The organism is Peribacillus sp. NPDC046944 (assembly GCF_050272735.1).
In the GTDB taxonomy this organism is placed as follows: domain Bacteria; phylum Bacillota; class Bacilli; order Bacillales; family DSM-1321; genus Peribacillus.
In genome coordinates this window covers 44,798-60,364 of sequence record NZ_JBNNML010000006.1, presented here as the reverse complement: position 1 = coordinate 60,364, position 15,567 = coordinate 44,798, and the positions used below count along the sequence as shown (strand labels likewise).

The following is a 15,567-nucleotide window of genomic DNA, read 5'->3' as shown; positions in this document are numbered from 1 at the left end:
GAGAGAGTTATTAGAAAAGGGAGATGAAACAATGGAAGCAGTCCTACCTCAGTCAAAGCCAAAACCAAAAAGAAAATGGAAAAGACGTGTCCTTTGGGTTTTTGTATCGCTGCTCTTGCTTATAGTGATAGCCGTGATTGCGGCAAATGTATTCTTATCAAGGTCGCTTCCTGAAACGAAGGGGGATTTATTATTGCCCGGTCTTTTGAAACCGGTTACAGTGATTCGTGATTCGAGTGGGGTTCCACATATTACGGCTGATAATGAACATGATCTGTATTTGGCTCAAGGGTATATTCAGGCGCAGGACCGTTTGTTTCAGATGGACCTAAGCAGGCGTCAGGCATCCGGGGAATTAAGTGAAGTGATTGGTGAGAAGACCGTGAAAAATGATAAATACTTTCGAACGCTTGGGTTAAGGCGGGCTGCCGAATCTTCTTACGCTGGCTACTCAAGTGAGGGGAAAGCAGCATTGGATGTATTCGCTGAAGGTGTGAATCTCTATATCGACGAATTGAAGGATAATGGAAAATGGCCGGTCGAGTTCACTTTGCTTGGCTATGAGCCGAAACCCTGGACACCTGTGGATTCATTGACGATTGGGAAGTATATGGCGTTTGATCTAGGCGGGAACTGGGAAGATCAGGCTTTCAGACAGTACTTACTCCAAACGTTCCCAAAGGAAAAGGCCTATGACTTATTCCCGGATTATCCAAAGGATGCACCTTATATCATCGGCAAGGAAGAGCTGGACATTGAGAAGAGCTTTGCTGGTGCCGTCATACCTTATGAATTCAATGGCAGTAATAACTGGGTGGTCTCCGGTGAAAAGACGGATACGGGAAAGCCGCTTTTAGCCGACGATCCCCATCTTGGACTCGCCACTCCCTCGGTTTGGTACCAAATGCATCTGAAGGCACCGACCGTCAATGTGAGTGGGGTCATTTTTGCAGGAATTCCTGGCATCATATTGGGTCATAACGAAAACGTTGCCTGGGGTGTGACGAATACGGGTCCGGATGTTCAGGATCTGTATATTGAGAAGAGGAACCCAAAGAACGAGAATGAATTTGCTTATAAGGAGAAATGGGAAAAGGCCAAAATAATCGATGAACCGATCAAGGTGAAAGACGGTAAGATGATTGATTACCAGGTGACCATTACACGTCATGGCCCGGTCGTTTCTGAATTCGCCGGTAAAAGCGGGAAAGATACGGTCCTGGCATTAAGGTGGACGGCACTAGATCCGTCAGCAGAACTGGAAGCGGTTTTGAATATGAATAAGGCAAAGAATTGGAATGAATTCGAAAAGGCGCTTTTGAAATTCGAAACGCCTGCACAGAATTTCGTTTTCGCCTCCAACGATGGGACGATTGCGTATAAGGCGAACGGGAAGATTCCAATCCGTAAAAAAGGGGATAGCATGTTGCCGGTGCCAGGGTGGACGGATGAATATGAATGGAAAAGCTATATTCCTTTCGATGAACTGCCAAAAACTATCAATCCAAAGGAGGGATTCATCTCGACCGCGAATAACAAGGTCATTTCAGATGATTATCCGTACCACATCAGTAATAACTGGGCGCAGCCCTATCGTCAGATGAGGATTCAGGAGTTCTTGGAAGCGAATAAGAAACTGACTGCAGGGGATATGCAAAGTCTGCAGATGGATCAGGTGAATTTGCAGGCGAGAGAATTTGTCCCGCAATTTTTAACGATCTTAAACGGGCCATCTGGAAAGCAGGAAAAAAAGGCATTAGAAATTCTACAAAAATGGAATCAAATAGATTCTGCAGATGCCGCTGCACCAATGATCTTCAATGTATGGATGAAAAAAATCGGGGATGTCCTGCTGACGGATGAGATTCCAGAGGAAACCCTTAAGCTTTTTAATGGAAGGAAATCGGCGATTGATGAATTGCTGCGGGAGGCCCTGAGCGGAAAGCCAGGTCCATGGATCGAGGAAGCAGGGGGACTTGAGCAGGTATTGGCGACATCATTACAAGAAACATTGAAAGAATTGGAGAAAACGCAAGGAAGTGACCTAACTGATTGGGAGTGGGGAGAGTACCACCAAGTCCGCTTCGACCATCCGCTTTCAAGCGTTTCCCCATTGAACTATTTGTTTAACGGGGAAGGAGGGATTCCCGTTGGAGGGAGCAGTGTCACTGTCCAGGCCGCTGCATTTCTTGACGACGGTACCGTCAATCATGGCGGGTCCTGGAGGTTTGTCATGGATCTTTCCGATATGAATCAAGCTTATCACCTCGTCGGTCCTGGGCAATCCGGACATGTCAAAAGTAAATGGTATCATGACCAGCTCGAAGATTGGGCGGAAGGGACGTATCACAAAACCAGGCTAGATAAACCAAAAGGCGATACGCTGACATTGAAGCCTGAATAGGAGAAGGGACCTCACTTTCTAAAAAGTGAGGTCCTTTTTGTCCTTGAAAAAGGCTTGGACGGAAAGCCACCTAAAAAAAGAGCCCCAAGCCCAGCAAGAGCTGAACTTGGCACTCCTTACCGTTTCTGTTTGTTCAAGAATTCTGTCAGGAATTCCTCGAAGTTGGGAGCTTCGATGGCTGCAATTTTTTCATAGGATTCTATGATTTTGAGCTTTATCTCTTGTTCCAGGTCTTTTCTGTCCTGATGGTGTGTATTCTTTAAGGACTTTTTTATTTTGGGGTCTAAAGAATCGATCATTTCCATCAATTCTTTCTTTGATAGTTTGTTATCCACAGTACCTGTTCTCCTTCCTAACATAAATCTCATTCAAATAGTGTTTTCGCAGTTTTTCGAGTCCCTGTTTGCGAATGCTTGAAATATTCTGGGGTGATTCTTTGAAATAAGCTGCGATTTCTTTGTTGGTTAGGCCGTAGGAATAGACCATCGTGAGTACCCTATTTTGTTTGGGCGTTAGTTTTTGCAGCGCATTCACCAGTTGTTCATCACTAATGTGGGAAGAAAGGTCGCCGGTTTCCCCCATCTTTTCAAGTTGAACATCTACATTTCCGATTCGGTCGATGATACCGCCGCTATCCGAGGTCATGTCGAGATCCATTCGATAGCGTTCCCGTTGCTTTCGCGCCCTTTTATCATAATCAACTGAGAAAAAGTAAATTAAAGAGCATAAGTATTTGTACACCTTGGCCCTGTAATAGAAAACTTGGAAAGTCTCGTTGAGATGACAAAGGTTGTTGGTAGAAGGGGATTCAAGCGTATCCGTGAAAATCTTCAAATGTTCAGGATTCTGTAAAAAAACCTGGATGATGGGTTGATCAAAGAATGAAGCATATCTCTGATGTAACACATCAAGTGAATAAGAAAAGAAATGGGCCGTTAACTTGTTCATTTATTATCCCTCCTTAAGTTCTAAAGTGATGGACAAGGGGAATAAATCAATTATATACGAACATTTGTTCTTTTTGCTATAAACCGATAGTGCTAGATTGATTTTGCTCGGACATTATTCACTTTACTTAATAGATACAAGAAAAGGGGTGAAGAGGATGATGATTGAGGATGCTACTGTGTGGGTATCATTAGTTAGCGATTTTGGCTATCCATTCGTCGTTTCAATGTTTTTGCTCTTCCGCTTCGGAAAAAAACTAAACGAACTAACTGTAGAAGTAGAAAACCTAAAGAAAACTGGCCATAAAAAGAGAAGTTGACATAAGGGTAACGAGGGACTAGGTTGAAAAATGGATTTTGGATCCTATATTCAATCGGATCCAAAATCTGATTGAACATGAGGTGACGAAGCCTATTTCCTTCTATTCATATTTTGCCCGAATAGGATATTATGTTCCCCTAGCTTGGAATATAACACAAAAAATGGAAAAAATAATCCTCAAATAGAATCATTTTATTGATATAATGCATCGGTCCTTAGAATTAGTGGAAATCCCCCTCCCATACGTTTTTAGTTTTATAGAGTAAAGTGAAAATACTTTTGAAAAAACAACATTTTTATAAGATATGAAAAAAAATGCAGCAATCCATTTGAGGATGCTGTATTTTTTATTGAATAGGAATAAAATGGAATGAAGGATGGGGGGCGAACTATTTTGAATAAAAAACAACTAAGGGACCTTGAATGCTTACAACAAGAAAGTGAACAAGGAGATTTTACATTGAAGCTGAATTGGGATACACTCCGGAGCCGGAATGGCATCATGCAAAATGATTTTCTTCATTACGAAAAAGGACAGCTTGTCGGGTTTGTGGGGTTATATGACTTCGGAAGTAAATTGGAGATGTGTGGCATGGTTCACCCGGAGTTCCGGAGGCGGAGGATTTTCACTAACCTGGTGAATGAAGCATTGGATGCTGCGTTGGGAAGGGAGGCCAGAGAGATCATCCTGAACACTCCAGGACCATCACAATCGGGGAAGGAGTTTTTGAAACGGCTTCCTTGTGAATTTGCTTTCTCGGAGTACCAAATGAAATGGACGCTTACCGAACTGTCAGACTATGAAGATATTGTCATTCGCCCTTCACGAGAAATGGATGCAGAAACGGAGATTCAGTTGGACATTCAGTGTTTTCAATTTCTGGAGAAGGAAGCGAGGGAATATTATCAGCGCATTCAGTTTGAACATACATTGAAGACCTTGATGATCGAGGCAGATGGGAAGACCGTCGGCAAGATCCGTGTCGATCATAGTGAAGGGGAAGCGTGGATTTACGGGTTTTCCATTTTTCCGGAATATCAGGGAAAAGGCATTGGCAAAAAGGTGTTGAAAAAGATAGTGGCAAAACAGCATAGTCTGGGCTATGAAATCTTTTTGGAAGTGGAAGCGACGAACGCCCATGCCCTCAGGCTCTATGAATCATGTGGGTTCAAGACGATACAGCGGCAGGATTATTATCGGTATAAGGAAGAGAACAGGGAGGCTCGATCCGCTCATCTATGAGTTCTCTAAATAGGAGGCGTTCGAGCTTTTAGGTAAAGGAGATGATGGTCTGTATACACTTTTTAGCTATAACTGGCAAGTAAGAAGCGAGTGGTTTCGTTGGTGTCACGAACTCCATTCTGATGAACTACTAAGGAAGAGAAATGGGGGGATGGGGCAAATATTGAAGACGCTCGCCCATGTCATCGATGTCGAAAATAGTTGGATCAGGGCCATGCAGGGAAAGCCGGATCTCGAGATAGATTTGGATTCCTTTCATACAGTTGAAGCGATTCAGGACTTATCCGCAAGGTATCATCCGGAAGTGAAAGAGTTCTTGGAGACGTGGTCACCTGCCATGGAGTTTGAATGTATAGAGGCACCATGGATGGAAGGGAGTTATGAAAAGGGCAAGGTATTAAGGCACCTGATTGCCCACGAAATCCATCATATCGGTCAGCTGTCGATTTGGTCGAGGGAGATGGGCATCCAACCGGTCTCCGCCAGTTTGATTGACCGTCATTTATAAGGATAAAGGGAATTGGTGAATGTACCCACATTTCCAGTTCCTTTTTTGTATGGCCAAATTTTATGATTATCATGTGAAAAATGGGGTATATAGAAATTTAGACTGATATGTTTCAAAAAGCCGGTTAGAAATGGTAGCTATATTAAAGAATTGATTTTGTTAAAGGGACGTAGAAGATTTTTGGATTCCAGCATTCCGTGATTTAAAAAAAATGAAATAAGCAGCACAGGTTAGCGTTTATTCATGAATAGGCAAGCTCCTTTTTTATCTTCTTGTTTTTATCCAATTCAATTCTTTCCCCTCGAATGACCATTCGTATAACATAACCCATTTCAATAAAAAACCATGCACCTTAGAAAGGAAGAATCGATGCGTTTAAAATTAAACAGCGTTTTTTGGATTTCTGCTATGATTGTATCGTTAGTTGTCATTATAGGAGCGATGGTTCCTAACACTTTTGCGAAAGGTGCCAATGCCGCTCTAGCATTTACTACATCTTCTTTTGGCTGGCTATTTTTGGCCGCTGTCTTCTTATTTGTCGTTTTCCTGATTTATCTCGTTTTTAGCAAATACGGAAAAATTCGTTTGGGCGGGGATGATGAACGTCCGGAATTCCCTATGTTCACATGGATTGGCATGTTATTTTCCTGTGGGTTTGGCATTGCTTTAGTATTCTACGGGATAGGAGAACCGATGACCCACTTCTTTACGCCACCATATAAAGACGTCGAACCATTAACGACAGAAAGCGCCCGATTGGCAATGGGATATTCCTTCTTTCATTATGGCGTCAGTCAATGGTCCATATTCGCAATCGTGGGACTTGCCATGGCTTATTTTCAGTTCCGGAAAAAGGAAAACGGTCTGGTTTCAACCACGCTTTCTCCTGTAATCGGGAAGGGACGGCATGTGAAGCCAACAAAAAAAATCATTGATATCCTTGCCATCACCGCAACGATCATGGGTGTTGCCACTTCATTGGGATTAGGCATCATGCAGATAGATGGTGGTTTGCGATTCGCCTATAATGTGCCGGATGCAAACTGGATAAAGATCATCATCGTAATCGCGATGACAGCCCTTTTTTTAACCTCTGCCATCACGGGTTTGAACAAAGGGATGAAATGGTTAAGTAACTATAACTTATTTGCAGTATTCGTGATCATGCTGTTCATCTTCATTACAGGGCCGACCCAATTTATTCTGGATACTTTCATTGTGGGGATTAGTGATTATATCTCTAATTTCGTATCGTATAGTCTAAGGTTGAATCCATATACGGGAAATCCTTGGGTCTATCAATGGACAATCTTCTACTGGGCTTGGGCGATTGCCTGGTCGCCGTTCGTCGGATCATTCATCGCCCGCGTTTCGAGGGGGCGCACCATCCGTGAATTTATCATAGGTGTGATGGTCGCACCGCCAGTCATCGCGTTAGTCTGGATTGCCATATTTGGTGGTACAGCCCTTCATATGGATTTGTTTGAAGGGACGCAAATTGCAACCGCTGTGAATAATGATATAACGAGTGCCCTTTTTACCATGCTTAAAGGACTTCCCTTCACAGGTGTCGTCACGGTTTTCGTCTTGATTTTAATCCTGACTTTCCTTGTGACATCAGTCGATTCAGCCGTTTTTATCTTAAGCTCGATGTCGACGAATGGTAGCTTGAACCCTCCAGTGCTCGTCAGAGTGATTTGGGGCGTCCTGATGGGGGCAATTGCCTTGGTCCTTCTCCTATCGAGTGGATTGACCGGATTACAGTCTGCATCAGTCGTTTCGGCCTTGCCATTCACGGTCATACTGATACTCATCATGGCTGCCTTTTATAAAACGCTGCGTAAGGACTTTAGAAAGGCCCCTAAACCTGCAACAGTGAAAAAAACACTGTTAAGGGAAGAGGAAATCACAAGATAATCAAATAGATTAGTAGGCCGGTTCATATAATGAGCCGGTCTTTTTTTGCAAATATATAAAAATATAAAATGGTATATTATCCCTTGTTGTCAATAAATAAATGATGCAAAAGAAGTATTTTATCAAAAAATGTAAGATCATAATAAAATGTGTAAAAATTCTGATAAGAATATGTTATATTATTCTAGAATTTGATAAAATCTGAGAGGTTGTGAAGTATGTCGTTCAAGTCCAAAATGCTAGTCCCTATCCTTGCTGTAAGTTTAATTACAGCACCATTTGCCCTTCCGGTGGATGCATCCGCTAAAGGAGAGGCAAAAGCGAAACCGTTTGCCATATCCGCTCCTTCGGTAAGTTACACAAATGGGGCAAAAGCCACTGTGACCGTTACGCCCAAAAAGGGCAATAAGGGGAAGGAAGCCGTTGTCTTTCAATTAATGAATGGGACAAAGGTCGTTTCGCAATCAGCAGTAGAGACGGACATCAAGACAGCACAAAAGTTTTCTGCTCACTTCAACACGTACAAGTCAGGATATTGGATCAAGGTATCCGTCGTTTCCAACTATAATGGAAAAACGAGTAATTTCGGAACAAGCTTGGCCACTTCGGTTTCCGACGCGCCATTTGAACTGAGAATCATGGAAACGACAGACATACACACCAATCTAGTAAGTTATGATTATTACAAAAATGCCGTATCGGATTCAGTAGGGTTTTCCCGCACGGCAACCTTGATCAAACAGGCAAGAAAAGAAGTGAAAAATAGTGTCTTAGTAGATAATGGGGACCTCATTCAAGGCACGCCGCTTGGTACATACAAAGCGAATATAGCCCCGCTTAAAAAGGGAGAAGTGCACCCTGTCTATAAAGCGATGAATCTACTAGACTATGATGTGGCTACATTCGGTAACCACGAATTCAACTATGGCTTATCTTATTTGGATGAAGCCATCAATGATGCGAAATTCCCCTATGTAAATGCAAACGTTTATAAAATAGACAAAGACAAAAATCCAAATAACGATAAAAATAAATACACGCCTTACAAGATCGTAACGAAGAAAGTGAAAGATATAAATGGTAATGAAAAGTCCGTGAAAATCGGCTATATCGGATTTGCCCCTCCACAAATCATGGATTGGGATAAAACAAATCTTGAAGGGAAAGTCGTAACAAAGGAAATCATTGCGACAGCCAAAAAATATGTCCCTGAAATGAAGAAAAAGGGTGCAGATGTCATCGTGGCGCTTACGCATTCCGGTTTTAGCGGCGACGCCAAAAATACCGAGGATGTTATCTATTCATTAAGTAAAGTGGCCAATATCGATGCCATCACGTTCTCACATACTCATAAAGTCTTCCCGGCCCAAGATGAGGCATCATTGGACAACCTGTTCAAAGACAGTCAAGGCAAAGTCCTTGCGGGCGTTGATAATAAAAAGGGAACGATCAATGGGGTACCAGCCGTCCAAGCAGGATATGGTGGAAGTAATCTTGGCATCATCGACCTTGATATTCAGAATATCAAGGGAAAATGGAAAGTCATCAACTCAGATTCTTCAACCCGGGCAATCAATGACAAAGTAACCGGTAAGAAAGCGGCGGAAGATGCGGCTGTTGTGAAGGCGGTCAAAAAAGACCATGAGGCAACGGTTAAGTATGTTAACACGCCAATCGGTAAAACAACAGCACCAATCCACAGTTATTTTGCCCTTGTGCAGGATGATCCTTCTGTACAGGTCGTAACAAGTGCACAAAAGTGGTATGTTGAAAATTACCTTAAGAACAATCGTCCTGAATATAAGGACTTACCAATCCTTTCTGTAGGGGCACCATTCAAGGCTGGCCGCAATGGAGTCGAGGAATACACCGATATAAAAACGGGTGATTTGACAATCCGCAGCGCTGGCGACCTATATTTGTACGATAATACATTAAAAGCCATCAAAATCAAAGGGTCCGTGGTCAAAGAATGGCTTGAAATGTCCGCAGGGAAATTCAATACAATCGATCCTGCGAAAACAGAGGAACAGAAATTACTGAATGAAAAGTTTGCAGTCTATAACTTTGACGTGATTGATGGCGTGACGTATCAAGTCGATGTCACGAAAGCTCCTCGTTATGATGAAAAAGGCGAAAAGCTATCAGATTCAAGCAGGATCACCAACTTGAAATACGAGGGCAAAGCCGTTGATCCAAATCAAGAATTCATCGTCATAACGAATAATTACCGTGCTTCGGGCGGAGGGAATTTCCCAGGCGTCAAAGGCAGTGAATACATTGTCGATTCCGCTGATGAAAACCGTCAGATCTTGATGGATTACATTACACAAGAGAAGGAAATCAATCCGACCGCAGACAATAACTGGTCGATTGCTCCGATTTCCGACAAGGTGAATGTTACATTCACTTCATCGCCAAAAGGTGCAGAATATTTAAATGAAGACAGTGCTATTTCATATACAGGCAAAACGGATGATAAAGGATTTGGTATCTACAAATTCAATCTAGCCAATAACAACATTCAAGTACAATTGTTGGGTATCAATGATTTTCACGGTCAAATGGATACTACCTCTGAGTTTGGCGGAGTCAAACAAGGACGTGCCGATTACTTAGCGGCCCACTTAAAAAAGCGTGAGGCAGAGAATCCGGAAAATACCCTGTTAATCTCAGCTGGGGATGCCGTTGGTGCGAGCGCTCCTGTTTCCTCTCTATTACAGGACAAACCAACTCTTCAGTTTCTGAATAATATGGGGTTTGATGTAGGAACGGTCGGAAACCATGAGTTCGATAAAGGAATCGAAACGCTGATGGCCCAAATTAATGGCGGAAAGTCACCCACTTCGGATGTTGTCTTCGATAAGTTGAACTTCCCGTATGTGGTGGCAAATGTCGTGTATAAAGACACAAAAAAACCAATATTAGATCCTTATGTCATTAAAGAGGTCGGCGGTGTGGAAATCGGATTTATTGGTGTCGTCACGAATACGACACCTCAAAAGGTAAGCCCTGCCGGTATCAAGAATGTAGAATTCATTGAGCAGGCCCCAGCCGTCAATAAAGCGGTCGATGAGTTAAAGGAAAAAGGCGTCAAATCGATTGTCGTTGTCTCGCATGATCCAGGCACTGAGAAAGATGGGGTCATTACAGGAGAAGTGGCGGAACTGGCAAAAGATATCGATGATGAAGTCGATGTCATTTTAGCTGGAGACAATCATGCCAAGAATAATAGTACGGTCGATGGAAAGTTAATCGTTCAAGCGTATTCTTACGGAACGGCTTTTGAAGACATTGACTTGGAAATTGATCCGAAAACAAAGGACATTGTCAAAAAATCAGCTGAGATCGTGACAGTCACACAAGACGGAATCACACCAGATGCTGAAACGACGAAGTTCATAAACTCATATTTGGATCAGTTCCCAGAACTGAAAGCGCCACTAGGAACGACGGATGAAAAGATTTTAAGAGCGAACGCCTATACCCAGGAAACGGGTCTTGGAAATTTAATCGCGGATTCAATGAAAGCCGATCTACAATCTGATTTCGCTTTCATGAATCCAGGTGGAATTCGTGCCGATATTCCACAAGGTGAAGTAACATATGCCGATTTGGCAAAAATCCAGCCATTCGGAAACGTACTGGTCAAACTTGAATTAACAGGTGCGGAAGTGAAAACATTGCTGCAACAGCAGTGGGTCGTTGAAGGCAATCCGAAAACTTTGCAAATCTCCGGATTGAGCTATACCGCTGATTTCAGTAAGCCAGTGGCAGAGCGCGTCACGGAAATGAAGAAAGCGGATGGCACCCCAATCGACGAGTCAAAAACGTACACCGTGACTGTCAATGACTTCATGGCAAGCGGCGGCGATAACTATACCGTGTTAAAAGATAAAGAGCGCGTATTCGGCCATGCCGATTTAGAGGCTTTCGTTGAATATGTGAAAAACACTTTTAAAGGTGGAAAAATCACGGCGGTTACGGAAGGTAGAATCACGAACATCAATAACTAAAATGAGTTTTATCGGTCCATTCAGGAAGGATATCAGTCCATTTGGCAGATATATCGGTCAAACTGGATATTTTATCGGTCCAATTCAAAAAGCGAGCATTCCGAAACATGGAATGCTCTTTTTTCTCCATCAGTTATTTCTGAACATAGAGTAGTTAAGGCCCAAAGCGAAGGTCACCCAGCCGATATAAGGAACCATGGCGAGGCCAGCCGTACGGTCGATGCTGTAAAACTCGAAGGCCGTCAAAGTAATCAAGGTCAATAGGGCAGCCATTTCGATGAAAGCCGTTCCACGCAAGCCCCATTTGAAGAATAGGAAAGACCATAAAAAGTTCAGTCCGAGCTGGGTATCATAGAGGAGTTCCGGTGATTTTGTGTTTTTTTCCTTCACGGATACACGATACTTCGCGATTCCCATGACGGTATATAGGCCTGTCCAAGCGACGGGGAAAACCCATGAAGGGGGAGCAAAGGAAGGTTTCTTGAGGTCATTGTAAATCTCTTTGGAGTTTCTTGTGGCAATTGCCCCGACAATGGACCCTCCGACAACAGGAATCAATACGCTTTTTGCTAATTTTCGATAATTCATAATGCCATCCACCATCTTTCTACATAATTTGGTCGTTGTTATACCATTACCTCTAATGGTCTAAATAAAACATTTTAATGGGTTATTAAGTGTAACTTTATTCCATTTTTTATTATCATGGGGAAAGTAAGAGTAAAACGAATGGAAGGTGAAAAAATGAATGATAGACATCTACCGTCTAATAAAGGACCAGGTTTTCAAAACAATACTCCGTTTACTATTACTAGGGCTACTATGGAAGACATTGATCATATAGTTGGTTTGCGATTAGCGCTTTTAATGGAATTAGGTGAGGTACAGTCTCCAAAAGAGGAGCAGCTTATGGAAAGATCAACAAGAGAGTATTTACAAAAAGCACTTCCAGACAACGAATTTATATCCTATATGGCAGAAGCGAATGGGAAAGCAGTAAGCATCAGTGGAATGGTTTTATTCAAAAGACCACCGTATTTAGAAAATCTAAAAGGGATTGAAGCCTATATTCTTAATATGTATACGGTCCCAGAGCATCGTGGAAACGGGTTGGCGGGGCGTTTACTCGAGCATTGTATAGATAACAGTAAAACAAGGGGCGTTAAACGGATTTGGTTGCATACATCCGAAAACGGGAAACATCTATACAAGAAAATGGGTTTCAGTGAGAAAGGCAGTGAAATGGAGTTATTTCTTTAATGTCGCTGTCATGTTTCCCCTAGGTGGACTAGCAAAGGTTGAAAAGAAGGGAAAATAGCTAAAGAAAGGGTGCCCGTGTTCAATGGGCACCCTTTCTTCGCTATTTATTTTTTTCGCTTATGCAATCCTGTTATGTAGTACAACACGACAAGCAGGATAATCCAGATCGGACCAACGATTAAAGCGATTCTCGTATCAGGAGAAAAGCCGAGAACGACCATGACAAATACTAGAAAGGCAAGGGCGAAATAAGAAGTGAGCGGGAAAAACGGCATTTTGAATGTTAAGTTTTGTTTTTCCTGTCCACTCATTTTCTTTCGGGAACTGATGTGTGTGATAAGGATGGTGCCCCATGTCCATAGTGCTCCAAATGTCGCCACACTAGTCACATAAGTAAATACTTTGTCAGCTTTCATATAATTCAGGTAGACGCCAAAAAGGAGAACGACGGCCGATACGATAATGGCTGTGCCAGGCACGCCATTCTTTGTGACACGACCGAAACTTTTTGGTGATTCGCCTTGCTGTGCCAGGTTAAACAGCATTCGACCCGTACTGAAGATTCCGCTATTGCAAGAAGAGAGAGCTGCTGTCAGTACGACGAACTGGATGATCCCTGCCGCCCCTGGGATGCCGATTCTATCGAACATCATAACGAACGGGCTGTTTTCCCCTGTCATTTGATCCCATGGAGTAATTGAAAGAATGACAGTAAGAGCCAAAACATAAAACAGTAAAATTCGATAAAACACGGTATTGATTGCCCGTTTAAGTGATTTCTCAGGGTTCTTTACTTCCCCAGCCGTCACTCCAAGCATCTCGATGCCTAAATAGGCGAACATCACCATTTGGAATGAAAGAACAACGCCCGAGATACCATTAGGGAAGAAGCCTCCATGTGAGAATAGATTACTGAATCCGACTGCATCCCCAGCGTTACCGATACCAAAGAAAATCATGCCAAATCCTAAAACGATCATTAAGATAATCGTGACAATTTTAATTAGGGCAAACCAAAACTCTAATTCACCATAAGCTTTAACGGCAAGGAAATTAACGGTTGTCATAATCACAAGTGCGCCTAATGCCCAAGCCCATTGTGCAGTGTCTGGATACCAGAACTGCATGTAAATGCCGACAGCCGTAATTTCGGCCATGCACGTTGCAATCCAAAGGAACCAGTAATTCCAGCCTGTAATGTATCCGGCGAGAGGACCGATAAAATCGCTTGCATAGCGGCTGAAGGAACCGGCAACGGGGTTTTTAATGGCCATTTCCCCTAAAGCCCGCATGATGAGATAAATAATAAAGCCGCCAATGGCATAAGCCAAAATAATTGCGGGACCGGCTAATTTAATGGCCGATGCAGAGCCAAGAAACAACCCGACCCCAATGGCAGCGCCAAGAGACATTAATGCGATGTGTCTTTCTTCCAATCCTCTATGTAATTGAGAATCTTTGGAGTTTTGCATAATTTTCCTCTTTTCTTGTGTAGGAATATGGGTTTTTAACGCATTCTACTATTTTATCACTAGTAGAGTTGAGGAGCATAATATGTATTGTCTTTTCTCAAAATATTACAATTAAATAATATATACTAATAGTTTATTTGTAAAGAAAAAAATGAAAACGCTTACCAAATAAGGGAATTTTTAAGAGAATATATGAAGTTTGTAAGGTAATTGTTATTTAGCGAAAGTTAATTAACTAATTTTTCTTACTACTTGATGTCTGTATGAAAAAGGCTGCCCTTAGGAAATGGGCAGCCGGTTTCATTACTCCCAGATGGAAGCAGCCCATTCGGGATGATCGATGAAAGGATTTCGATTATGTTGGTAGTCGTTATAAATGATTTCATTTCGATTTCGTTCAAATGCATCGACTGGATCTTGTTCATGCCAATCAAGCAACACGTCCAGTTTCCCATGATATGGAGCTGAGCCGTTGTTGACTAGGTTATTCAATTCCAAATCGACTTCACCGTTCTCTCCTTCATAGCGCACCGCCATATAGAAGAGCATCCGCGCCACATCTCCTTTCACCTTATCCCGTGGTTCCCATGAATCGGAGTCGTAATAGTTCCCTTTGGCTTCGGAGTGTTCGGGTCCCCCATTATCAAAGTCGAGATTATTGCGCGTACTATTGACGGACGCATCGGTCGGCCGCAAGTGATGTAAATCGGTGCCAGCACCCATGGATGTCCCAAATCCGCCATGGGATTTTGCCCAGACATGCTCGCGGTTCCAGTCATTCACGCCTGCACCATTGGTGGTCTTTGCCTGTGAACGCCCTGTATATAGAAGAATGACATGATTGGAGTTGTTTGGATCTTCATCGGTTTCTCGTAAGGCTTCCCACACATTTGCGTAGGAAATTTTCGTATGGTCATCAATGATTTCATGGAGGGCATCTTTTAGAGCACGCCCGGTTTTTCCGGTAGCTGAGTCATAATATGATCCGGCATTCGGAGTTCCTGATTCTGGAGTGTTCCCGTTTTTCACCATGACTGACGGGTCCTTCAAGCCAGAATGAGAAAAGTAGGAAGTCAGTGTTCCGGTTATGGCGACTTTTTGACCTTTTAAATCAGGATTCGATTGCAATCCGAATTCAGAACGGAAGGAGGAGGGAATTTGGACAAAAAGCATATTCGATACGTTTGTTTCCGAGGAACTATCAGCAATTGCCAGCGCATAATCACTTGGATAGTTGCTGAATTCGACGCTAGTGGCTGAAGTGGGCTGGCCGATTACAAAGCCACTGACAGTACGAATGGAACTATTTTGGTTTACGAAAGCCTGAGAGACGGAGTAAGGAGAAGATGGGCTTCCACCCCCGGTTGCGGCTAAGGATGAAGCTGGAATAAGGAAAGCGAGCACGAGCATGAGGGACAGAAGAATTCTTGGTTTACGATTGGTGTACATATCATTCCTCCATAAGTCGATTCATACCT

12 protein-coding genes are annotated in these 15,567 nt (G+C 42.8%); 7 read left to right on the top strand and 5 right to left on the bottom strand.

Annotation, left to right across the window (positions count from 1 at the left end; all coding sequences use genetic code 11):
• Window positions 1-31: 31 nt before the first annotated feature.
• A complete protein-coding gene (locus ACQKIC_RS12470) occupies window positions 32-2,404 on the top strand; it encodes a penicillin acylase family protein (RefSeq protein ID WP_427591380.1) in 2,373 nt (790 codons plus the stop codon).
• Between the two features lie 116 nt (window positions 2,405-2,520).
• Here ACQKIC_RS12470 and ACQKIC_RS12465 read toward each other — a convergent pair whose 3' ends face one another.
• Together ACQKIC_RS12465 and ACQKIC_RS12460 are read right to left on the bottom strand one after the other, a co-directional pair.
• Window positions 2,521-2,739 (bottom strand): hypothetical protein, encoded by a 219-nt coding sequence (locus ACQKIC_RS12465; RefSeq protein ID WP_402871166.1) that lies wholly within the window; start codon window positions 2,737-2,739, stop codon window positions 2,521-2,523.
• On the bottom strand, window positions 2,732-3,352 hold the full coding sequence (locus ACQKIC_RS12460) for a sigma-70 family RNA polymerase sigma factor (RefSeq protein ID WP_427591379.1): 621 nt from the start codon (window positions 3,350-3,352) through the stop codon (window positions 2,732-2,734). Before ACQKIC_RS12460 ends, ACQKIC_RS12465 begins: the two co-directional genes overlap by 8 nt.
• Before the next feature lie 157 nt (window positions 3,353-3,509).
• Between ACQKIC_RS12460 and ACQKIC_RS12455 the strand changes: the two genes are divergently transcribed.
• From ACQKIC_RS12455 to ACQKIC_RS12435, 5 genes are all read left to right on the top strand, one after another.
• Window positions 3,510-3,671, top strand: a complete 162-nt coding sequence (locus tag ACQKIC_RS12455) for a YvrJ family protein (RefSeq protein ID WP_402871171.1) — start codon at window positions 3,510-3,512, stop codon at window positions 3,669-3,671.
• Window positions 3,672-4,067: 396 nt separating this feature from the next.
• Complete coding sequence (locus tag ACQKIC_RS12450; RefSeq protein WP_427591378.1) at window positions 4,068-4,916, top strand: GNAT family N-acetyltransferase; 849 nt, start codon at window positions 4,068-4,070, stop codon at window positions 4,914-4,916.
• A 49-nt stretch (window positions 4,917-4,965) separates the two neighbouring features.
• Entirely contained in the window at window positions 4,966-5,424 is a 459-nt protein-coding gene (locus ACQKIC_RS12445) for a DinB family protein (protein ID WP_402871346.1), read from the top strand.
• Window positions 5,425-5,793: 369 nt separating this feature from the next.
• Window positions 5,794-7,341 (top strand): BCCT family transporter, encoded by a 1,548-nt coding sequence (locus tag ACQKIC_RS12440; RefSeq protein ID WP_427591377.1) that lies wholly within the window; start codon window positions 5,794-5,796, stop codon window positions 7,339-7,341.
• 218 nt (window positions 7,342-7,559) lie between these two features.
• Window positions 7,560-11,357: a bifunctional 2',3'-cyclic-nucleotide 2'-phosphodiesterase/3'-nucleotidase gene (locus tag ACQKIC_RS12435; RefSeq protein WP_402989913.1), complete on the top strand. Its 3,798-nt coding sequence runs from the start codon at window positions 7,560-7,562 to the stop codon at window positions 11,355-11,357.
• A gap of 129 nt (window positions 11,358-11,486) precedes the next feature.
• On the opposite strand, the gene ACQKIC_RS12430 is transcribed toward ACQKIC_RS12435, so the two are convergent.
• Window positions 11,487-11,945, bottom strand: coding sequence for a TspO/MBR family protein (locus tag ACQKIC_RS12430; protein WP_402871182.1), 459 nt, complete (start codon window positions 11,943-11,945; stop codon window positions 11,487-11,489).
• 156 nt (window positions 11,946-12,101) lie between these two features.
• Here ACQKIC_RS12430 and ACQKIC_RS12425 point away from each other — a divergent pair, with 156 nt between their 5' ends.
• Window positions 12,102-12,617, top strand: a complete 516-nt coding sequence (locus ACQKIC_RS12425; RefSeq protein ID WP_427591376.1) for a GNAT family N-acetyltransferase — start codon at window positions 12,102-12,104, stop codon at window positions 12,615-12,617.
• A 104-nt stretch (window positions 12,618-12,721) separates the two neighbouring features.
• Here ACQKIC_RS12425 and ACQKIC_RS12420 read toward each other — a convergent pair whose 3' ends face one another.
• Both ACQKIC_RS12420 and ACQKIC_RS12415 read right to left on the bottom strand, forming a co-directional pair.
• A complete protein-coding gene (locus tag ACQKIC_RS12420; protein ID WP_402871185.1) occupies window positions 12,722-14,089 on the bottom strand; it encodes an amino acid permease in 1,368 nt (455 codons plus the stop codon).
• Window positions 14,090-14,392: 303 nt separating this feature from the next.
• On the bottom strand, window positions 14,393-15,538 hold the full coding sequence (locus ACQKIC_RS12415) for an endonuclease (RefSeq protein WP_427591375.1): 1,146 nt from the start codon (window positions 15,536-15,538) through the stop codon (window positions 14,393-14,395).
• Window positions 15,539-15,567 lie beyond the last annotated feature (29 nt).

Coding starts and splice junctions, on each gene's coding strand:
- ACQKIC_RS12470 (WP_427591380.1), top strand. CDS start 32: ATGGAAGCAGTCCTACCTCAGTCAAAGCCAAAACCAAAAAGAAAATGG.
- ACQKIC_RS12460 (WP_427591379.1), bottom strand. CDS start 3,352: ATGAACAAGTTAACGGCCCATTTCTTTTCTTATTCACTTGATGTGTTA.
- ACQKIC_RS12455 (WP_402871171.1), top strand. CDS start 3,510: ATGATGATTGAGGATGCTACTGTGTGGGTATCATTAGTTAGCGATTTT.
- ACQKIC_RS12440 (WP_427591377.1), top strand. CDS start 5,794: ATGCGTTTAAAATTAAACAGCGTTTTTTGGATTTCTGCTATGATTGTA.
- ACQKIC_RS12435 (WP_402989913.1), top strand. CDS start 7,560: ATGTCGTTCAAGTCCAAAATGCTAGTCCCTATCCTTGCTGTAAGTTTA.
- ACQKIC_RS12430 (WP_402871182.1), bottom strand. CDS start 11,945: ATGAATTATCGAAAATTAGCAAAAAGCGTATTGATTCCTGTTGTCGGA.
- ACQKIC_RS12425 (WP_427591376.1), top strand. CDS start 12,102: ATGAATGATAGACATCTACCGTCTAATAAAGGACCAGGTTTTCAAAAC.
- ACQKIC_RS12420 (WP_402871185.1), bottom strand. CDS start 14,089: ATGCAAAACTCCAAAGATTCTCAATTACATAGAGGATTGGAAGAAAGA.
- ACQKIC_RS12415 (WP_427591375.1), bottom strand. CDS start 15,538: ATGTACACCAATCGTAAACCAAGAATTCTTCTGTCCCTCATGCTCGTG.